The organism is Niveispirillum sp. KHB5.9 (assembly GCF_048066115.1).
In the GTDB taxonomy this organism is placed as follows: Bacteria; Pseudomonadota; Alphaproteobacteria; order Azospirillales; family Azospirillaceae; genus Niveispirillum.
Genome location: NZ_JBLTYX010000010.1, coordinates 69,477 through 87,912 on the forward strand (window position 1 = coordinate 69,477; position 18,436 = coordinate 87,912).

Sequence of the window (18,436 nt, forward strand, 5' to 3'; positions counted from 1 at the left end):
GGTAGATATTGCGGGAACCCTGACAGCCCAGACTTTCGCAGGGGCATTCAGGAACGGTTCGTAGAGATCACGACCCAGCCTTGATCGTCACCGCACCCGGCTTCAGCCCCTCGCCGGTCACGGTCACCTTGATCTTACCCTTGGTGTCGGTGGCCCGCACCATCACCAGCGCCCTGCCGTTCCAGGCCTTGCGCTGGGCCGACGCGAAGGCGGTGTGGTCGGTGGGGGAGCCATTGTCGAAGGCGGCCAGAGTCCCCGCCCCTTCCACACTGACCGACAGAACCTGGGCCGCATCGGGCACGCGGTTGCCCTTGGCGTCCACCACTTCCACCCGCACGAAGCCGACATGGTCGAAGCCGGGCGCCAGTTCCGCCTGCTCCGCCACCAGCTTCACGCCCGCCGCCGGCCCGGCCGTGCGCAGCTCATGCTCCGCCACCTTCCGGCCGCCCGCATCATAGCCCACGGCACGCAGCGTGCCGGGTGCGAACGGCACCTCGAACTTGATGGCGCTGTCATCTTCGTTGCGCGGCTTCTTGCCCAGCGACTTGCCGTTCAGGAACAGTTCCACGGTCGGCGTGTTGGCCGCCACCTCCACCTTCTCCACATGGGTGCCCTTGTCGGCAGGCGTCCAATCCTCCAGCACGCCCGGCCCCTTGGGCTGCGGCATGGCCACGCCGACCATGGTGGGCAGTTCGGACGTGTCGATCACTTCCGTCACCCGCCGCGCCAGCCGGACCACCGGCGTCTGGGCCCACCAGGAGGCGCGTTCCCAGCCGATGGGCTTCACCACATCGGTACGGTCGACCAGACCCGACGGGTTGGAGATGAAGGGCCAGCCGGCGCGATCCGCCTCGCCCAGATAATCGGCACCCGTCCACAGGAACATGCCGGCATAGGGCGCATAATCGCGCACGGCCAGCCAGGACCCCCGGTTCTTGGAATTCTCCGTGCCGATGATCATGCGCGTCGGCTTGTCCTTGTGCGCTTGGGTCAGCTCGTTCTCGCGGTAATTCTGCCCCACCACGTCCAGCATGTCGGCCAGGCCGTTCTTGTAATCACCCGAAGTATTGGGCCGGAACAAGGCCATGGTGACGGGCCGCGTCGGGTCCTCGGCATGGAAGATGGCCTTCAGCCGTTCGATGATCGATTTGGCGACGATCGGATAGGGCGTGTCATGGATTTCATTGCCGATGGACCAGATGGCCACCGACGGATGGTTGCGGTCACGCTTGACGAAATCGCGCGCGTCCAGGGACGACCAGTCGGTGAAGAACAAGTGATAATCCTGCGGGTTCTTGGCCACCGTCCACATGTCGAACGCCTCGTTCATCACCACCAGCCCCAGCCGGTCGCAGAGATCGAGGAATTCCGGACCGAACGGATGGTGGGCGGTGCGGATGGCGTTCACGCCCAGCGCCATCATCCCGCGCAACCGGCGTTCATAGAAGGACAGCGGCACCGCCATGCCGAAGGCGCCGCCATCGGCATGGATGGCCACACCCTTCAGCTTCACATTGCGGCCGTTCAGCCAGAAACCGCTATCGGCGCGGAATTCCATCTGCCGCACGCCGAAGGCGGTGCTGTCGGTCTCCAGCACCGTGCCGTCATCGCCCACCACCTTCAGTTCGGCACGGTAAAGCTTGCCCTGGCCGATATCCCAGCGGGCGGGATTGGCGATGCTGGTCACCGCCGACAGCTTCACCGCCCGGCCGGCCGGCAATGTCACGGCCTCGCCCTTGGTCGTCGCCACCGGGCGCCCGTCGGGGCCGATGATCACCACCTCCAGCCGGGCGGTACGGTCGGCCTTGCTGCGGTTGATGATGGCGCTTTCCACCGAAACCTGCGCCGTCCCATCGGTGATCACCGGCGTGCTGACCCGCGTGCCCCAGCCATCGACATGCACGTCACCGGTCAGCAGCAGACGGACAGGACGATAGATGCCGCCGCCGGCATACCAGCGCGAGGCCGGCTGGTTGGCCGTGTCGGCCCGCACGGCGATGACATTCTCCCCACCCGCCTTCAGATGGTCGGTGATCTCGTACCGGACGGAGGAATAGCCGTTGGGGCGGTGGCCGACATGCATGCCGTTGATCCAGACGCCGCCGCGTTCCATCACCCCGTCCAGTTCGATGAACACGCGCTTGCCCTTGTCGGCTGCCGGCAGGGTGAAGCTTTTGCGGTACCAGGCCACGCCCGTGGGCAGGAACCCGCCCGACCCGGTGGCCGGCGCGTTCACGTCGAACGGGCCGGCAATGGCCCAGTCATGCGGCAGATCCACCTTCGCCCAGTCGGCGGCAGCACCCTGGCGGCTCTCGGCACCGGCAATATCGCCCTTGGCGAAGGTCCAGCCGGCGTTGAAATCCCGCGTCTCGCCGGCATTGCCAGCGGTGGCAGCAAGCAGTATGGCGAGGCAGAAGGCCGAACCGGCCGCAATAACAGACTTGCGCATGTTCCAATCCCCAAGGTTGCCGGCCGTCCCTGATCGATGCGGGCGGCCTTTTCATTCGTCACGAGCCGTCGTGGTATGACGGCATGCGGGGCTATGTCAGGCGGACATGGCAGACGGGACCAGTCCCGTCGCATCCATCGGACGTCACCCTTGACAGCTCATATTATATGATATTACATCGCACAATATGGGATGTGATTAATCATACTTTTTTCTGGCCCAAACCACATCCCCTTTCGGCGGCATGCCCGGCAGAAACTTAGCCGGAAGCATTACCGCAATCATTTAAAATAGCGTTCCGGTATTTTTCCGGCGTAACCATGCATATCCCAAAATACAGAATAGAGAATCCCAGCATTTGCAACGATTGCGGGCGCTTTATTCAGCCCATGAATACTTGTTGACCCGACTGCCGTGATCGATTAATCAGACAAATATGTGATCCAAATAATCCGATCCGTTCGCAAGAGACCCGATAGGGCAGGCGACGAGATCAAGAACCAGGGGAGTGGAACACATGGGGAGGAGAGGCGTGCGCATGACCGGACCGGCCCTGGCGGCTGTGACCGGGATGGCGACGGCGGCACGGTTGCCGCGACAAGGGTGCAATGGGCGCACGGGCGCCGCGGACCTGCTTTTCCACGACATGCATCGGCTTTCCACCCACCGCTGAACCCGGCGGCGGCCAGCATCTTCGCAGACGGTATCCGGCACCGACAGGGTGCAAAGGGTCCCGCCAGCGCACCATCCATCCGGCCGGTAACAACGCAGGGTGGATTTCAAGGAGCGTCAAGCATCCAAAAAAACCCAACAAGGCCCCACCGAAAGGGGCCGCGACAAGGAACTTTCATAGGGAAGATGAAAATGCTCAAGCAACGTGCCTATACGTCCCGGCGCCTGGAAGCGTCGCTGTTGGCCCTTGGCGTCGCCATGGCCTTCACCCTGCCCGTGTCCGCCCAGACGGCCCCTTCCTCCGACAGCGCTCTTGAAGAGATCGTTGTCACCGGTTTCCGCGCCTCGCTGAACAGCGCGCTGAACCTGAAGCGCAATGAAACCGCCGCCATCGACAGCATCGTGGCGGAGGATATCGGCAAGTTCCCCGACAGCAACCTGGCCGAAAGCATGCAGCGCGTGCCCGGCGTGGCGCTGGCCCGCGGCGATGGCGGTGAAGGCCGCAACATCTCCGTGCGCGGCCTGGGCGCCGGCTTCACCCGTGTGCGCATCAACGGCATGGAAGGTGCGGCCCAGACCGGCTCGTCCGACATCTATGGTGCGGGCAATTCCGGCCGCTCCTTCGATTTCAACGTCTTCTCCACCGAGATCTTCTCCTCGCTCGCCGTGCGCAAGACGCCGTCGGCCGATGTCGAGGAAGGCTCGCTGGGTGCGACCGTCGACCTGCGGGCACCCAAGCCCTTCGACAGCCGCGAGGATTCGGTCATCACCGCGACCGCCAAGGGCGTCTATAACGGCGTGTCCAAGAAGGTCGATCCGCGCGGATCGTTCCTCTTGTCGCAGAAGTTCGGCGACGAGGGCCAGTTCGGTGTCCTGGGCTCGCTCTCCTATCAGGAGCGCAGCATCCGCGAGGTCGGCTATTCCGCCGTGGATTTGCTGTCGGCCAGCGCCAACGGCCTGTTCTGCGCGCCCATCGGCGTGACGCCGGTCTATCCGGCCGTCTCCGCCGCCAAGGGCACGACGGACACGATGTGCTCCACCAACAATCCGCGTACCGGCACCGTGGCCGCCTGGAACACCATCCAGGCCCTGCGCCGCGCCGACCAGCCGACAACACCCGGCTCCGGCGCCTTCATCCCGCGCCTGCCGCGCTACATGAATTCCGAACAGGACCAGGAGCGTCTGGGCGCCACCCTGACCTTCCAGTACAAGCCCAACGAAGACACCGACATCTCGATCGACACGCTGTATTCCCGCTTCGACGTGACGCGGCGTGACAATTACATCGCCGCCGTGTCGTTCGCCCGCACCATCACCAACAACGGCCAGCCCATGGTGTCGGTCCGCGACATCCAGTTCGACCAGAACGGATCGCTGGTCTATGGCCTGTTCGACGGCGTCGATGTCCGTTCCGAAGGCCTGGTCGACAAGTTCACCACCACCTTCAAGCAGGCCAATCTCGACTTCGCCCATCGCTTCAGCGACAAGTTCGAGCTGAGCGGCGTGGTCGGCTTCAACCGGTCGCAGTTCGATGGCAAGCAGCGCTTCCAGACCTTCATGGACGCCATCGACACCGATAATTTCTCCATCGATTTCCGCGATGGCGGTACCACGCCCAAGCTGGGCTTCGGCTTCGACGTCTCCAACCCCGCCAACTTCACCTATGCCCCGTCGCTGGCCGACGGCACGGTGCTGGGCGGCTTCTCGTTGCAGGGCAATCCCGTCCGTCGCCGCACCGACAACCTGACCGGCGAGTTGAACCTGGCCTATACCGTCGCCGATGGCTTCACCGTCAAGACCGGCGGCCAGTTCCGCGAAAGCGACTTCCTGTCCACCGGCGTGCGGCAGTACACGGCCGACGCCGCCGTCCGCGCCTTGCCGACCGGCACGACGCTGTCCTCCATCACCAAGACCATCAGCGGGCTGGACAGCCTGTGGGGTGAGAACGCGCCGGGTAGCTGGGCCGCCATCGACCTGGACAAGTTCAAGGACACGTTCGACACCGACGGCATCCGCGATTGCGACTATAGCTGCGGTGGTGTCCGCACCCGCATCCGCGAGCGGGTGAAGAGCGCCTATGTCATGGGCACCTTCGACCTGCAGGATGCGGCGGACATGCCGGTGCGCGGCGATGTCGGCATGCGCTATGTGAAGACCAACATGCTGGCGTCCGGCTATATCGCCGTCGCCCCGCCGGCCGGCACCACCTCGCCCACCGGCGTGGTCGGCCAGTTCTCCGAGGTCAATCATTCCTATGACGACTGGCTGCCCTCAGCCAATGTCGTGGTGGAAGCCACCGACGATGTGCTGCTGCGCCTGTCCGGTGCCAAGGTCATGGCACGGCCCGAACTGGGCATCCTGTCCCCGACCAGCGGCATCAACCCGGTCACCCGCATCGGCAACATCAACAACCCGTTCCTGGACCCGATCCGCGCCAACACGTTCGACGTGGCGGCGGAATGGTATTTCCGTCCCGGCTCGCTGCTGTCGGTGGCGTATTTCTACAAGGACATCAAGAGCTTCATCCAGAACGTGAACTCGCAGATGCCCTTCACCGAACTGGGCCTGCCCAACGCGCTGCTGGACGGGTCCAACACCGCGCCGACGGAAATCTTCACGGTGTCGCGTCCGTTCAACACGCCGGGTGGCCCGCTGAAGGGCTTCGAAATCAACGCCCAGATTCCGTTCACCTTCCTGGACGGCTTCTTCGCTGATTTCGGCGTGCTGGCCAACTACACGCGCGTCACCTCGAAGATCAATTACATCCTGGCCTCGGCCGGCGGCGTGCCCACCGTGACCACCACGGCCGATCTGGTGGGCCTGTCCAAGAACACCATGTCGGGCACGATCTATTACGAGAATGATGATTTCTCGATCCGCGCCACGGCCAATTACCGTGACAGCTTCATCCGCGGCATCCCGGCCTCGCCGGGCAGTGATCTGCAGGGCAATGCGTCCACCGTCTATGTCGACGCGTCCGCCTCCTACAATGTCACGCCGGAGATCAAGCTGATCCTGGAAGCGCAGAACCTGACCGACGAACAGAACCGCCTGTATGTCGACAGCAAGCGTCAGGACACCCTGTTCGAAACCCGCATCGGCCGTACGGTCACCGCCGGTGTGAACGTCAAGTTCTGATCCCGTCTCTCTCAGCGTCCCCTCAAACTCGCCGCCGGTCTCCCAAGACCGGCGGCGTTCTTATTTGAGGTCCGCCAGCCGCCGCGCCATGTCGATCAGCGCCGCCGTCATGCCCTGCCCCTGGTCCATCAGGCGCATGGTGGGAAACCAGGGCCGCGCGCCGGTGCCCAGCCGGGTCCAGTCCGGCGGGCCCAGCCGCCAGACGGGTGCGCCCAATGCCCCCGCCAGTTCCCCCACGGCCGAGGGGGCCGTGATCACCAGGTCCAGCGCCGAGATCAGCGCCGCCTGCCCTTCCAGATCGTCATCCAGGTCCAGGTCGTCGAAGCGGGTAAGCGGGAAATCCGCCGCGTCCCATTCCCCCCGCCAGTCGCCCCGCTGCAGGGACACCAGCGTCACGCCGGGCAACGCCGCGACGGATGCCAAACCGGCCAGCGGGAAGTATGAGGGCGAGCGTTCGGCATTGATCCGCGCCGACCGCCAGCAGACACCCACCTTCAACCCCGGCCCCAGTGCGGCCAGCCGCTCCCGCCAATGCGTCAGCAGGTCGGCACGCGGACACAGATAGGGGGCGGGCGCCATATCGCCCGGCCGCTGCCACGACAGGCCCGCCACGTCGCCGGCGGCCACCGCCAGATCGGCGTCACGCGGGTCCGCCGTCGGCCCGCGCACCGTCGCCTGCGGGAAGGCACGGGTAAAGAGCGGCACCAGCCGCGCATCCCCCTCGATCACCAGATGACCGCACCGTTCCAGCAGGGCCGGATAGAGGGTCGCGAACATCAGCTGGTCGCCCAGCCCCTGCTCCCCCCAGACCAGCAGCCGCCTGCCCGCCAGATCCTCCCCCCGCCAGAGGGGCAGGGAAAGGGTGCGCCCCCGGATCGACGGCGTGCCCTGGAAGCGCGCCCGATAACCGTCCCAGCCGGGCGCCAGCGTGCCGTCCGCCAGATCCAGCAGGCCCAGATTGTACCGCGCCGTGGCCAACCCCGGTTCCGCCGCCAGCGCCCGCCGGTAATGCCCGCGCGCCATGGCCGGGTCGGCCGCCAGCCGGCCCAGGCTGTTCCAGGCTTCCGCCTGTTGCGGGTCCAGCGCCAGGGCCGCTTCCAGCTCCGCCCGCGCGCCGGCCCCATCGCCCGCCATGCGCAGCGCATCGCCTAGCCCTGCCCGCAGCCCGGCCTCCCCGCCGCCCAGGGCCAGGGCATGGCGATAGGCGGCCACCGCATCGGCGGGCCGGTCCATCTCCTTGCACACGGTGGCCAGGTTGGCATGGGGCACGGGATTGGCCCGGTCGAAACCGATGGCGCGCCGATGGGCCTTCGCCGCCTCTTCCAGCCGCCCCTGTGCACGCAGGGCGTTGCCCAGGTTGGTCCAGGCGCCGGCATCGTCGGGACGCAGGGCGAGCGCCCGGCGGTAGGCCGTCTCCGCCGCTCCTGGCCGTTCCAGTTCCTGGCGCAGATTGCCCAGATTGACCCAGGCGGCACCATAATCGGGGGCCGCGGCCACCGCCCGTTCCATGAAGGGTTCCCCCGCCGCCGCCCGCCCCGTCTGCTGCAGGGCCAGGCCCAGCAGGTGCAGCGCCACGGGCTGTTCGGGAATTCGGGCCAGGATGGCGCGGTAGAGCGGGATGGCACCGGCCGGGTCCCCGCCCTTCTGCCGCCCGATGGCGCGTTCCAGCCATTGGTCGGGATCACCCGCCGGCGCCCCGTCCTCCATCAACCCCGCCAGGGCCTTGACGATGGCGGGTATCTGCCCGGCCGCCCGCTGGCCCGGCGGCGCGGTGAACAGCCGCATGCTGGCGAACCAGGGACGGATATCGGCGCCAAGCCCCGTCCAGTCGATCCCGGCCGACAGCCGCCAGACCGGCACGCCCAGCGCCCCCGCCATCTCCCCCACCGCCGTACCGACGGTGATCACCAGGTCCAACCCCGCCGTCAGCGCCAGCGCCGTCTCCAGATCGTCGCGAAGATCCACCCCGTCCCAGCGGTGCAGCACCACCCCATGCGCCGCCGCCAGCGCATCGATCTCCGCCGCCGCCCCGTCATATTGCAGCGACACGACCTGGATGCCGGCCAGGCGCAGCAGGGGCAGCCAGTCCGTCAGCCGGGTATAGCCCGCGTCCCGCGCCGCCGTGCGCAGCTGGCTGCGCCAGCACAGGCCGACCCGCAGGCCCGGCGGCAGCCCGGCCAACCGGTCCCGCCACAGCGCCGCCAGGTCCGGCCGTGGCGCCAGGAAGGCCGCGCCGTCCCAGCCGGAAAGGGCGGGCGCCAGCAGCGACGGCAGGCTGCCTGCCGGCACATGGCAATCCACCCCGACCTCGCTCCCCTCCGCCAGGACCACGGCAAAGGGGAAGGCGCGGGCCAGGATGGGCACCAGACGCGGCTCCGCCCATAGCGTCACCTGCCCGCCCAGCCGTGCCAGCCGGCCGTAATGGGCGGCGAACATCAGCTCGTCCCCCAGACCCTGCTCGCGCCAGACCAGCAGGCGACGGCCGCCCAGGGGGCCGCCATCCCAGCGCGGAACGGGGGGCGGATGGCCCCAGGCGACCTCCCCGCTGGCGAACCGCGCCTCATGCCCGGCCCAGCCCGCCTCCAGGTCGCCCACCGACAGGGCCAGCAGCCCGTCATTGTACAGGGCGCGGGCGAAGTCCGGCCGGATGGCAAGCGCACGGGCCAGCGTCGCGCGCGCCGCCGCCACCCTGCCCTGGCCCGCCTGCAGCACCGCCAGGTTGACGGCGGCCTCCGCATAGGCAGGGTCGGCGGACAGGGCCTGTTCCTGGCACCGCACCGCTTCCGCACCGTCGCCCATATGGCCCAGGCACAGGCCCAGATCGCTCCAGCCGTCGGCCATGCCGGGCGCCAGCGCCAGGGCCTGGCGATGGCTCTGCGCCGCCTCCGCGTAGCGGCCGAGATGGCGCAAAGCCACGCCCAGATTGACCAGGGCGCGCGGATAACCGGGCCGCTGCGCCAGGGCCCGGCGATGCGCCTTCTCCGCCTCGGCATAGCGGCGCAGTTCCACCAGCGCGGCCCCCAGGTTGGTCCAGGCCTCCGCGAAATCCGCGCGCAGGGCCAAGGCCCGGCGGAAGGCCTTCTCCGCCTCGGCGAACCGGCCCAGCCCCTTCAGCAATCCGCCGCGCGTATTGTGGGCGGCGGCGAAATCCGGGTCCAGCGCCAGCGCCCGGTCGATGAAGGGCAGCGCCTCGCGTCCGCGCCCGGTCTGCAAAAGCACCTGTGACAGCAGGTGCAGCGCGTCCACATCATCGGGTACGGCCGCCAGCACGGCGCGGTAGCCCGCTTCAGCACCCGCCAGATCGCCCGCCTGATGGCGCTCCACCATCGCCGGCAATGCCGGCGGTTCCCGATCGGCGGGGTGCGGCGGGGACGAGAGGACCCGGACCATGGGGGCGACGGTGTCGATCGCCTCGGCTTGCGTGAACAGGCGCATGGTGGGGAACCAGGGCCGCACCGCCATGCCCAGCGCGCTCCAGTCCCGCCCGTTCTGGAACCGCCAGACGGGCACGCCCAGCGCCCCCGCCATCTCCCCCACCGCCGTGGCGGCACCGATCACCAGATCCAGCCCCGCGATCAGGGCGGCCGCACTTTCCAGGTCGTCGGTCAAATCGATGTCGGGAAAGGAATGGACCCTTGCCCCCGTGCGGTGGGCCAACGCCGCGATCTCCGCCTCCGCCCCGTCATATTGCAGGCTGACCGGCACGATGCCGGGCAGGGTGAGCAGCGGCAGCAGATCGGCCAGCTCCAGATAGGAACTGGCGCGGTCGCCCTCCCGGTTGCGCGACCGCCAGCAGAAACCCACGCGCAGGCCCGCCGGCAGGGTCGCGAGCCGGTCCGCCATCGTCCCGGCCAGGGCCGGATCGGGCCGCATCCAGGCCGTTGCCGCCGCGAACCGGGACGGGGCGGGCCGCAGCAGGCCGGCCAGATCGCCCATGGCGCAGTGGAAATCCCCATCGCGCGGATCCTCCGTCTCCGCCCGCGCCACGATGCCGGGAAAGGACCGGGCGATCAGGCCCACCAGACGCGGGTCGCATTCCACGATGACCCCGGCCCCCGCACGGATCAGGTCGCCGATCAGGCCGGCGAACAGGATCTCGTCCCCCAGCCCCTGCTCGCGCCAGACCAGCAGGCGGCGGCCGGCCACATCCTCCCCGCGCCAGGCGGGAATGGCGAAGCGCCGGTCGGGCGTGGATTGCCCCGCCGCGAAGCGCGTGCGGTAATCGGCCCAGCCCTGTTGCGTCAGACCATTGGCCAGCAGCAGGTGGCCGCGATTGAAACGGGCCAGGATATTGCCGGGGTCGGTCGCCAGCACCCGGTCCAGCAGTGCCAGCCCTTCCGCCCCGCGCCCCTGCAGGTCCCGGATGCGGGCCAGATCGATCAGGGCCGGCGGATAATCCGGCACCAGGGCCAGCGCCCGTTGCAGCGCCGCCTCCGCCCCGGCCTGGTCCAGCGTGCGGTACAGGGCATAGCCCAGTCCGGCCCAGACCTCCACCCGGTCGCAATCGATGTCGCGCGCCCGTTTCAGGGCCGCCACCGCCTCGCCGAAGCGATGGGACGCCCGCAGGGCGGCGCCCAGGTTGACCCAGCCCGACAACAGGCGGGGATCGGCCTGCACCGCCGCCCGATGCGCCGCCACGGCACCGGCATGATCGTCGCGCCCCTGGCGCACCAGCCCCAGTGCGTCATGGGCGGGCGCCATGCCGGGATGGGCGGCCAGAACGGCGGCCAGATCGGCCTCCGCCCCGTCCAGGTCCCCCTCGTCGATCCGGCACAGGGCGGTATTGACCAGGGGAACGGGATTGCCGGGCTGCAAGGCCAGCGCCTGGCCGTAGCGCGCACGCGCATCCGCCGGCCTGCCCGCGGCACGCAGGGCGCCGGCCAGCCGCGACAGGCCGGGCGCATGGCCGGGCCGCAGCATCACCGCCTGTTCCAGCAGCCCGACCGCTTCGCCCGCCCGTCCGGCACCCAGCAGGGCTGTTCCCTGCCGGAACAGAGTCTCGGCATCGCCCGCCACCACCGTCCGGGTCCGCAGCCGGGCCAGTTCCCTTGCCATGTCGGCCAGCAGACCGGGGAAGCCGCGCCCGGGCGCGGGGGCGAAGCAGCGCGTGGTCCCATACCAGGGCCGGGCCCCCGCGCCCAGGCGCGTCCAGTCATCGCCCGTACCCACCCGCCAGACCGGCACGCCCAGCGCGCCGGCCAGTTCCGACACCGACGTGGCGGCACTGACCACCAGGTCCAGTGCCGCCATCAGCGCCGCCACCCCGTCCAGATCGTCGCGCAAATCCAATGCCGGCCGGAACAGGTCCAAGCCGTCCGGCACGCCGGCCGCCAACTCCGCCGCCGTGGCCGGGTCATCCAGATCATATTGCAGCGCCACCCAGCGGATGCCCGGCAGCGCGAACAGCGGGGCGAAATCCGCCAGCTGCGGATAAAGCCCCGTGCGTTCCCCGCCCTTCAACCCGCTGCGCCAGCAGAAGCCGACGGTCAGCGCCGGGCCATCCAATACCAGTGCCCGCCGCCAATGCTCCACCCGCGCCGCGTCGGGCGTCAGCCAGGGTGCGCCGGAAAACCGCCCCAGGGACGGCCGCGCCAGCCGGGGCAGGCTGCCCGCCGCGATCTGCAGGTCGGCCGCCGGCGTCGTGCCCGCCGCCGCCACGCGCAGATGCGCAAAGGACCGGGCGAACAGGGGAACCAGGCGCGCCTCGCATTCCACCGTGACCGGTCCGTCCAGCCCGGCCAGGTCCGGAAAGACGCTGGCGAACAATATCTCGTCCCCCAGCCCCTGTTCCGGCCAGATCAGCAGATGGCGGCCTTCCAGCATCTCCCCCTGCCAGAAGGGCAGGTCCAGGTTTCGCCGCGGCTGGCGCTGGCGGGCGCGGAACCGTTCCTCGTAATCGGTCCATCCCTGTTGCAGCCGTCCCTGGGCCAGATGGTCCAGCGACAGGTTGAACCGGGCGATGGGCTGATCGGCATCCAGGTCCAGGGCACGGCGGAAGGCAGACACGGCCGCCGCATCGTCGCGCCGGCGCAGCAGCGTGCCCAGATTGGCATGGGCCACGGCCAGGGCGGGGTTGAGGTCCAGGGCCTTGCGCTGGCACGTCTCCGCCTCGTCAAGCCGACCCAGTTCCAGCAGCGCCACGCCCCGGTTGGACCAGGCGTCGGCCCGGGCCGGGTCGGCGGCCAGGGCCTGGCGTGCCGCCTTTTCCGCCGCATCGGGCCGGTTCTGCTCCAGCAGCACGGCCGCCAGATTGGACCAAGCATCCACCAGCTTCGGATTGGCCGTCAACGCGGCGCGGAAGGCCCGCTCCGCCGCCGCGAACTGCCGGTCCTGCATCAGCATGCCACCCAGATTGTTCTGGATGGCGGCCGATCCCGGTGCCGCCTTGGCCGCCGCCAGCACCAGCCGCAGCCCCTCCTCATGCTCCCCCGTCTGCCACAGCGCCAGGCCCAGCAGATGGGAGATATCGGTGTTGCCCGGCAATCGTTGCAGCAACCGCCTGTAACCGGTCACGGCCCCTGCCAGATCGCCCTGCTGGTGGCGGGCCATGGCCGCGTCCAGCTGGCGGGCGGGCGAGTCGGCTTCGGGCGGTTTCTTCCGGTCCATTTCGGGTCCGTGAGGGGCGGGATGGCGCCACCTTAGCCCATGCACCACGCCCACTCCAACCCGGATGGCGCCACCTGAAAGCACTAAATGCCGGAAATACTTAACCCTGCCCCGCAAACTGGCTAGCATGGAGGCCTTGCCCGCCAGCGGACCGGACCATCGATGACCACAGAAACAACCCGCGCCCCCGCCCTGTTCAAGGGCGCGTCCGTCCTGATCACCGGCGGCACCGGTTCCTTCGGCCGGCAGTTCACGCGTTTCCTGCTGAAACATGGCAAGCCGCGCCGGCTGGTCATCTTCTCGCGCGACGAGTTCAAGCAGTATGAGATGCAGCAGCAATTCGCGGACATGGATAACCGCGACGCGCTGCGCTTCTTCATTGGCGATGTCCGCGACCAGCAGCGCCTGTCCATGGCCATGCGCGAGGTCGATTACTGCATCCACGCCGCGGCACTGAAACATGTGCCCACGGCGGAATACAATCCCATCGAATGTATCCGCACCAATATCAATGGCGCGGAAAACGTGGTCCAGGCGGCACTGGCCAACAAGGTGAAGAAGGTGGTGGCCCTGTCCACGGACAAGGCCGCCAGCCCCGTGAACCTCTATGGGGCGTCCAAGCTGGCATCCGACAAGATCTTCGTGGCAGCCAACAACCTGTCGGGCTCCGTCGGCACCCGTTTCGCCGCCGTGCGCTATGGCAATGTCGTGGGCTCCAGAGGTTCCGTCGTCCCCTTCTTCCGCAAGCTGATCGAGGAGGGGGCGAAGGAACTGCCCATCACCGACGAGCGGATGACGCGGTTCTGGATCACGCTGAACAAGGGCGTGGATTTCGTCGCCTCCTCCTTCACCATGATGCAGGGGGGGGAGATTTTCGTGCCCAAGATCCCGTCCATGCGCATCGTGGACCTGGCACGCACCATGGCGCCCCACCTCTCCCACCGCATCGTCGGCATCAGGCCGGGGGAGAAGCTGCATGAGATCATGATCACCGAGGATGATGCGCGGCAGACCGTGGAACTGCCCGACCGCTACATCATCGAACCCGCCTTCAACTGGTGGGACCGCGGCCCCTATGCCAAGCAGGGGGCCACGGGCGTGGGTGACGGGTTCAGCTATCGCAGCGACACCAATCCGGAATGGCTGTCGGACGACGCCATGCGGGCCCTGCTGGAGCGGCCTTCGTGACCAGGGGCTTCCTGCCCTATGGGCGGCAATGGATCGACGAGGCGGATATCGCCGCCGTGGAACAGGTGCTGCGCGGCGACTGGCTGACGCAAGGCCCCTCGGTCGGCTGGTTCGAACGGGCCTTCGCAGAGAAGGTGGGGGCACGTCACGCCGTCACCTGTGCCAATGCCACGGCGGCCCTGCATGTATCGATGATGGCGCTGGACCTGAAGCCAGGTGACGCCGTGGTGGTGCCCAGCGTCACCTTCCTGGCCACGGCCAATGCCGTGCGCTATGTCGGCGCCCAGGTCGCCTTCGCCGATGTCGATCCCGACACCGGCCTGATGCGCCGCCAGGATGCGGAAGACGCGATTGCGCGGGCCGAGGCCCTGGGCTGGCGCGTGCGGGCCCTGGCGCCCGTGCACCTGGCCGGACAGACGGCCGACATGGCGGGCCTGGCGGCCCTGGCCCGTGAACGGGACCTCGCCATTGTCGAGGATGCGGCCCATGCCGTGGGCACGCGCCTGGCCGGTGCGGACGGCGCCCTGGTCGCTGTCGGCGCCTGCGACCGGTCGGACCTGGCCTGCTTCTCCTTCCACCCGGTGAAAACCATGGCCACGGGTGAGGGCGGCATGGTCACCACCAATGATGACGGGCTGGCCAGGCGCGTACGCGCCGCCGTGTCGCACGGCATGACCCGCGATCCGGCGGATTATGCCGATGTGGCGGCCGCGACCGCCGCCGACGGCAAGCCCAACCCCTGGTATTACGAGATGCCGGAACCCGGCTTCAATTACCGGATGACCGACATCCAGGCGGCCCTGGGCCTGTCGCAACTGTCCAAGCTGGACGCCTTCGTCCGCGCCCGCCAGACGCTGGTCGATGCCTATGATCAGGCCCTGGCACCGCTGGCCCCCGTCTTGCGGCCGGCCGGGAAGAAGCCGGGCGTAATGGCCGGCTGGCACCTCTATGTCGCCCTGATCGACTTCACCGCCCTGGGTATGGACCGGGCGGCCTTCATGGGCGCCCTGCGACAGGACGGGGTGGGCAGCCAGGTGCATTACATTCCCGTCCACACCCAGCCCTATTACCGGCGTCTCTATGGCGATCTGGTGCTGGCGGGTGCGCAGGCCTGGTACGATCGCTGCCTGTCGCTGCCGCTGTTTCCGGCCATGTCCATGGCAGACCATGACCGTGTCGTCGCTTCGCTGACGCGCATCATCAAGGGATGATCCGATGCCCGCCCTCATCAACCCCATGGACCTGTCGGGCCGCCATATCCTGGTGACCGGCGCATCGGCCGGCATCGGCCGGGCCACGGCGATATTGGCGGCGAAACTGGGCGCCCGCGTCACCGTTACCGGTCGTGACCAGGCACGGCTTTCCGCGACATTGGCCGACCTTCCGGGCGATGGCCACCGCGCCGACGCCTTCGATTTGTCCGCCATCGACGCCATTCCCGGCTGGATGAAGGCGGCAGCATCCGGCAACGGCCCCATCGACGGCCTGGCCCATTGCGCCGGCATCCAGACGCTGCGCCCCATCCGCATCTTCCAAGCCGATTTCTTTGACGAGGTGATGCGCACCAACCTGGGCGCCTCCCTGGCCCTGGCCAAGGGTCTGCGGCAGAAGGGGGTGAAGGCGGAAAAATCCAGCCTGGTCTATATCTCCTCCACCGCCGCCACGGCCGCCTCACCCGCCAATGTCGTCTATGCGGCGGCCAAGGGCGGCATCATCGCCGCCACCAGGGGCCTGTCGGCCGAACTCCTGCCCGATGCCATCCGCGTCAATTGCGTGGTGCCCAGCATCGTGATGACCGAACTGATCGAACGCGGGTTCGAAAAGCTGAATGGCGACCAGATCGGCCATCTGGAAAAGCTCCAGCCGCTGGGTTTCGGCCATCCCGACGACGTGGCCAACGCCATCTGCTTCCTGCTGTCGGACGCCGCCCGCTGGATCACCGGCACCTCGATGGTGGTGGATGGGGGCCGGACGGCATGACCGGTCACGCCATGACCTTCCGCTCCCCCACCACGGGCGATGCCGCCACGCTGCTGGCCTGGCGGCGCCTGCCGGAGGTGACGGGCAACAGCTTCACCGATGTGGATGACGATCTGGACAAGCAGCGCGCCTGGATCGACCGCTGCAACACGCGGACCGATTATCTGCACAGGATCATCCAGGTGGATGGGGTCGATGTCGGCTATACCAGCATCACGATCACCCATCCCGCCTGGGGGGTGGGCAGCATCGGCGCCTATATGGGCGACCGGCGCGGGCGCACCGGCATCGGCGCCCTGAATTTCGCGCCCGTCCTGAACCATTGTTTCCACCGGCTGGGCCTGCGCAAGGTGGTGAACCAGATCTTCGCCGACAATGAAAAGGTGCTGAAGGGCCAGACGCTGCTGGGCTATCGCCATGTCGGCGTGCTGAAAGCCCACGCCCTGAAGAACGGGCAGCCGCGCGACGTGCATCTGTTCGAAATGCTGGCCGACGACTGGGCCAGGGCCCGCCCCCGCTTCGGCCTGCTCTACGACCTGGACGGGGTGGATGTGGGGTGAGACCCCTCACCACCCGCCCCGGCGCAGCCAATCCCCCATTTGCTCCATGCGATCGGCCCCCCAGAAGGGCTCCCCGTCCACGAAGAAGAATGGCGCGCCGAACACGCCGCGCGTGATGGCCTCGTCCGTTTCCGCGCGCAGCCGATCCTTCACCCCCGGCTCGGCGATCCCCGCCTCCACCGCGTCGCGTTCCAGGCCCAGGCTGGCGGCCACATCGAGCACATTTTCCGGCAGGGCCATGTCGCGCCCTTCCACCCAATGGGCGTGGAAAATGGCGCGAGCCAAGGCGGCCGGACTATGCTCCCCGCCTGCCTGGTCCAGCCAGTAGAAGGCGCGCGCCGCCGCCAGCGAGCCGAAGGCCTGGGGCAGCGGCTGGTGCAGGGGCACACCCCACAGCCGGGCGCAGCGCGGCACGTCATGGCGCAGGTAATCGCCCGCCAGCGGCTTGTTCAGGTTGGGTACGGCACTGGTGACCTTGAACACGGCCCCCAGCAGGATGGGCCGCCAGCGCACGGGTCGGCCCCAGCCTTCGGCCAGCGCGTCGATGCGGGCGGCCGCCAGATAGGCGTAGGGGGAGGCGAAGTCGAAATAGAAATCGATGGGTGCGGCGCTCATCGCGAAACCTCCCGTCACCAGGGAATACGGCGTCCATCATAGCCGAAGAAGGCGCCGCTGTCGGCCGGGGTGGCACCGGCGATGACACGGCGCATGCCGGCCACGCTGTCGGGCGGCGTCACCGGCGCCTTGGGCCCGCCCATGTCGGTCTGCACCCAGCCCGGATGCATGACGATGCAGGTGATGCCATCCTCGCGCCAATCGGCGGCCAAGCTGCGATTGCCCATGTTGATCGCGGCCTTGGAGGCGCGATAGGCATACATGCCCCCGCTCTCGTTCTCCGCGACGGAGCCCAGCTGGCTGGACACGGTGGCCACCTTGGCGCCCGCGGCCAGATTGGGCTTCAGCGCCTGGGCCAGCAGGAGAGGGGCCAGGGCATTGACCTTCAGGGTCATGAGCCAGCCATCGACATCGATCCCGTCCCTGGACTGGGCGGACAGGTCCGGCCCCATGATGCCGGCATTGTTGATCAGCAGGTCGACCGACCGCCCCTTCAGCGCTGCCGCGAAGGCGGCGATGGAGGCCGGGTCGTCCACCGACAGGCCCAGCACCTCCACCCCCTTCACCCCGGCCAGCCCGCCGGGCCGGGCCGCATCACGGCAGGTGGCGATGACGGTCCAGCCATCGGCCACGTACTGGCGCACGAACTCCAGGCCGATGCCGCGATTGGCGCCGGTGATGACGACGGTGGGCATGTTTCCTCCGGTCCCGTTGGTCCTCAGGCGGCCAGCGCCGCATTCAACGCCTTGATGTTGTCCCCACCCGTGGCGACAAACAAGACCCGATCCAGCGCATCCGGCCGTTGCGCGACGAAGTCCCGCACCGTGGCAACGGCCACCTGGGCCGCCAGTTCCTTGGGGAACCGGTAGGCGCCGGTGGAAATGGCGGGCAGGGCGATGGACCGCGCGCCCTTTTCCACGGCCAACTCAAGCGCGCGGCGATAGGTGCGGGCCAGGACCTTGTCCTCCCCCATCTTGCCGGTGATGAAGACGGGCCCGACCGCATGCACCACCCAGCGGGCCTTCATATTGAAGCCCGGCGTGATCCCGGCATCGCCGCGCCCCACCGGGTCCAGCGCCGTGGCGGCCGCGAACAGCGCCGGCCCCGCCGCCTCATGGATGGCCCGCGACACGCCGGTCCCACCACCCAGACCCGGGGCGGCGGCATTGACCACGACATCCACATCCAGCGCGGTGATGTCGCCCTGGTGAACCAGCAACTCGGTCAA

The 18,436-nt window shown here is 68.3% G+C and carries 10 protein-coding genes; 5 read left to right on the forward strand and 5 right to left on the reverse strand.

Translation table 11 applies throughout. The annotated features are described in order from the left end of the window. Window positions 1-67: 67 nt before the first annotated feature. Window positions 68-2,449, reverse strand: coding sequence for a glycoside hydrolase family 2 TIM barrel-domain containing protein (locus ACM9HJ_RS17170; protein ID WP_416572980.1), 2,382 nt, complete (start codon window positions 2,447-2,449; stop codon window positions 68-70). A gap of 864 nt (window positions 2,450-3,313) precedes the next feature. On the opposite strand from ACM9HJ_RS17170, the gene ACM9HJ_RS17175 reads away from it, so the two are divergent. Then, complete coding sequence (locus ACM9HJ_RS17175) at window positions 3,314-6,259, forward strand: TonB-dependent receptor (RefSeq protein ID WP_416572981.1); 2,946 nt, start codon at window positions 3,314-3,316, stop codon at window positions 6,257-6,259. 60 nt (window positions 6,260-6,319) lie between these two features. Here the strand turns inward: ACM9HJ_RS17175 and ACM9HJ_RS17180 are convergent, their stop codons facing one another. Further along, window positions 6,320-12,865 (reverse strand): tetratricopeptide repeat protein, encoded by a 6,546-nt coding sequence (locus ACM9HJ_RS17180; RefSeq protein WP_416572982.1) that lies wholly within the window; start codon window positions 12,863-12,865, stop codon window positions 6,320-6,322. 162 nt (window positions 12,866-13,027) lie between these two features. Here ACM9HJ_RS17180 and pseB point away from each other — a divergent pair, with 162 nt between their 5' ends. From pseB to ACM9HJ_RS17200, 4 genes are read left to right on the forward strand one after another with little or no spacing between them, the layout of a single operon-like run. Then, a complete protein-coding gene (pseB, locus tag ACM9HJ_RS17185) occupies window positions 13,028-14,053 on the forward strand; it encodes a UDP-N-acetylglucosamine 4,6-dehydratase (inverting) (protein WP_416572983.1) in 1,026 nt (341 codons plus the stop codon). Beyond that, window positions 14,050-15,264 carry a UDP-4-amino-4,6-dideoxy-N-acetyl-beta-L-altrosamine transaminase gene (gene pseC / locus ACM9HJ_RS17190; protein WP_416572984.1) on the forward strand — a complete coding sequence of 405 codons (1,215 nt, stop codon included), beginning with the start codon at window positions 14,050-14,052 and terminating at the stop codon, window positions 15,262-15,264. Before pseB ends, pseC begins: the two co-directional genes overlap by 4 nt. Before the next feature lie 4 nt (window positions 15,265-15,268). Then, window positions 15,269-16,033, forward strand: a complete 765-nt coding sequence (locus tag ACM9HJ_RS17195) for an SDR family NAD(P)-dependent oxidoreductase (RefSeq protein WP_416572985.1) — start codon at window positions 15,269-15,271, stop codon at window positions 16,031-16,033. Continuing rightward, on the forward strand, window positions 16,030-16,593 hold the full coding sequence (locus tag ACM9HJ_RS17200; RefSeq protein ID WP_416572986.1) for a GNAT family N-acetyltransferase: 564 nt from the start codon (window positions 16,030-16,032) through the stop codon (window positions 16,591-16,593). Before ACM9HJ_RS17195 ends, ACM9HJ_RS17200 begins: the two co-directional genes overlap by 4 nt. A 6-nt stretch (window positions 16,594-16,599) precedes the next feature. Here the strand turns inward: ACM9HJ_RS17200 and ACM9HJ_RS17205 are convergent, their stop codons facing one another. The 3 genes from ACM9HJ_RS17205 to ACM9HJ_RS17215 are packed head-to-tail and all read right to left on the reverse strand — an operon-like array spanning window position 16,600 to window position 18,436. Continuing rightward, entirely contained in the window at window positions 16,600-17,208 is a 609-nt protein-coding gene (locus tag ACM9HJ_RS17205; protein ID WP_416572987.1) for a 2-hydroxychromene-2-carboxylate isomerase, read from the reverse strand. 14 nt (window positions 17,209-17,222) lie between these two features. Continuing rightward, window positions 17,223-17,903, reverse strand: a complete 681-nt coding sequence (locus ACM9HJ_RS17210; protein ID WP_416572988.1) for an SDR family oxidoreductase — start codon at window positions 17,901-17,903, stop codon at window positions 17,223-17,225. 23 nt (window positions 17,904-17,926) lie between these two features. Continuing rightward, the gene (locus ACM9HJ_RS17215; protein ID WP_416572989.1) at window positions 17,927-18,436 is read right to left on the reverse strand and encodes a macro domain-containing protein; all 510 of its coding nucleotides are present in this window, start codon (window positions 18,434-18,436) and stop codon (window positions 17,927-17,929) included.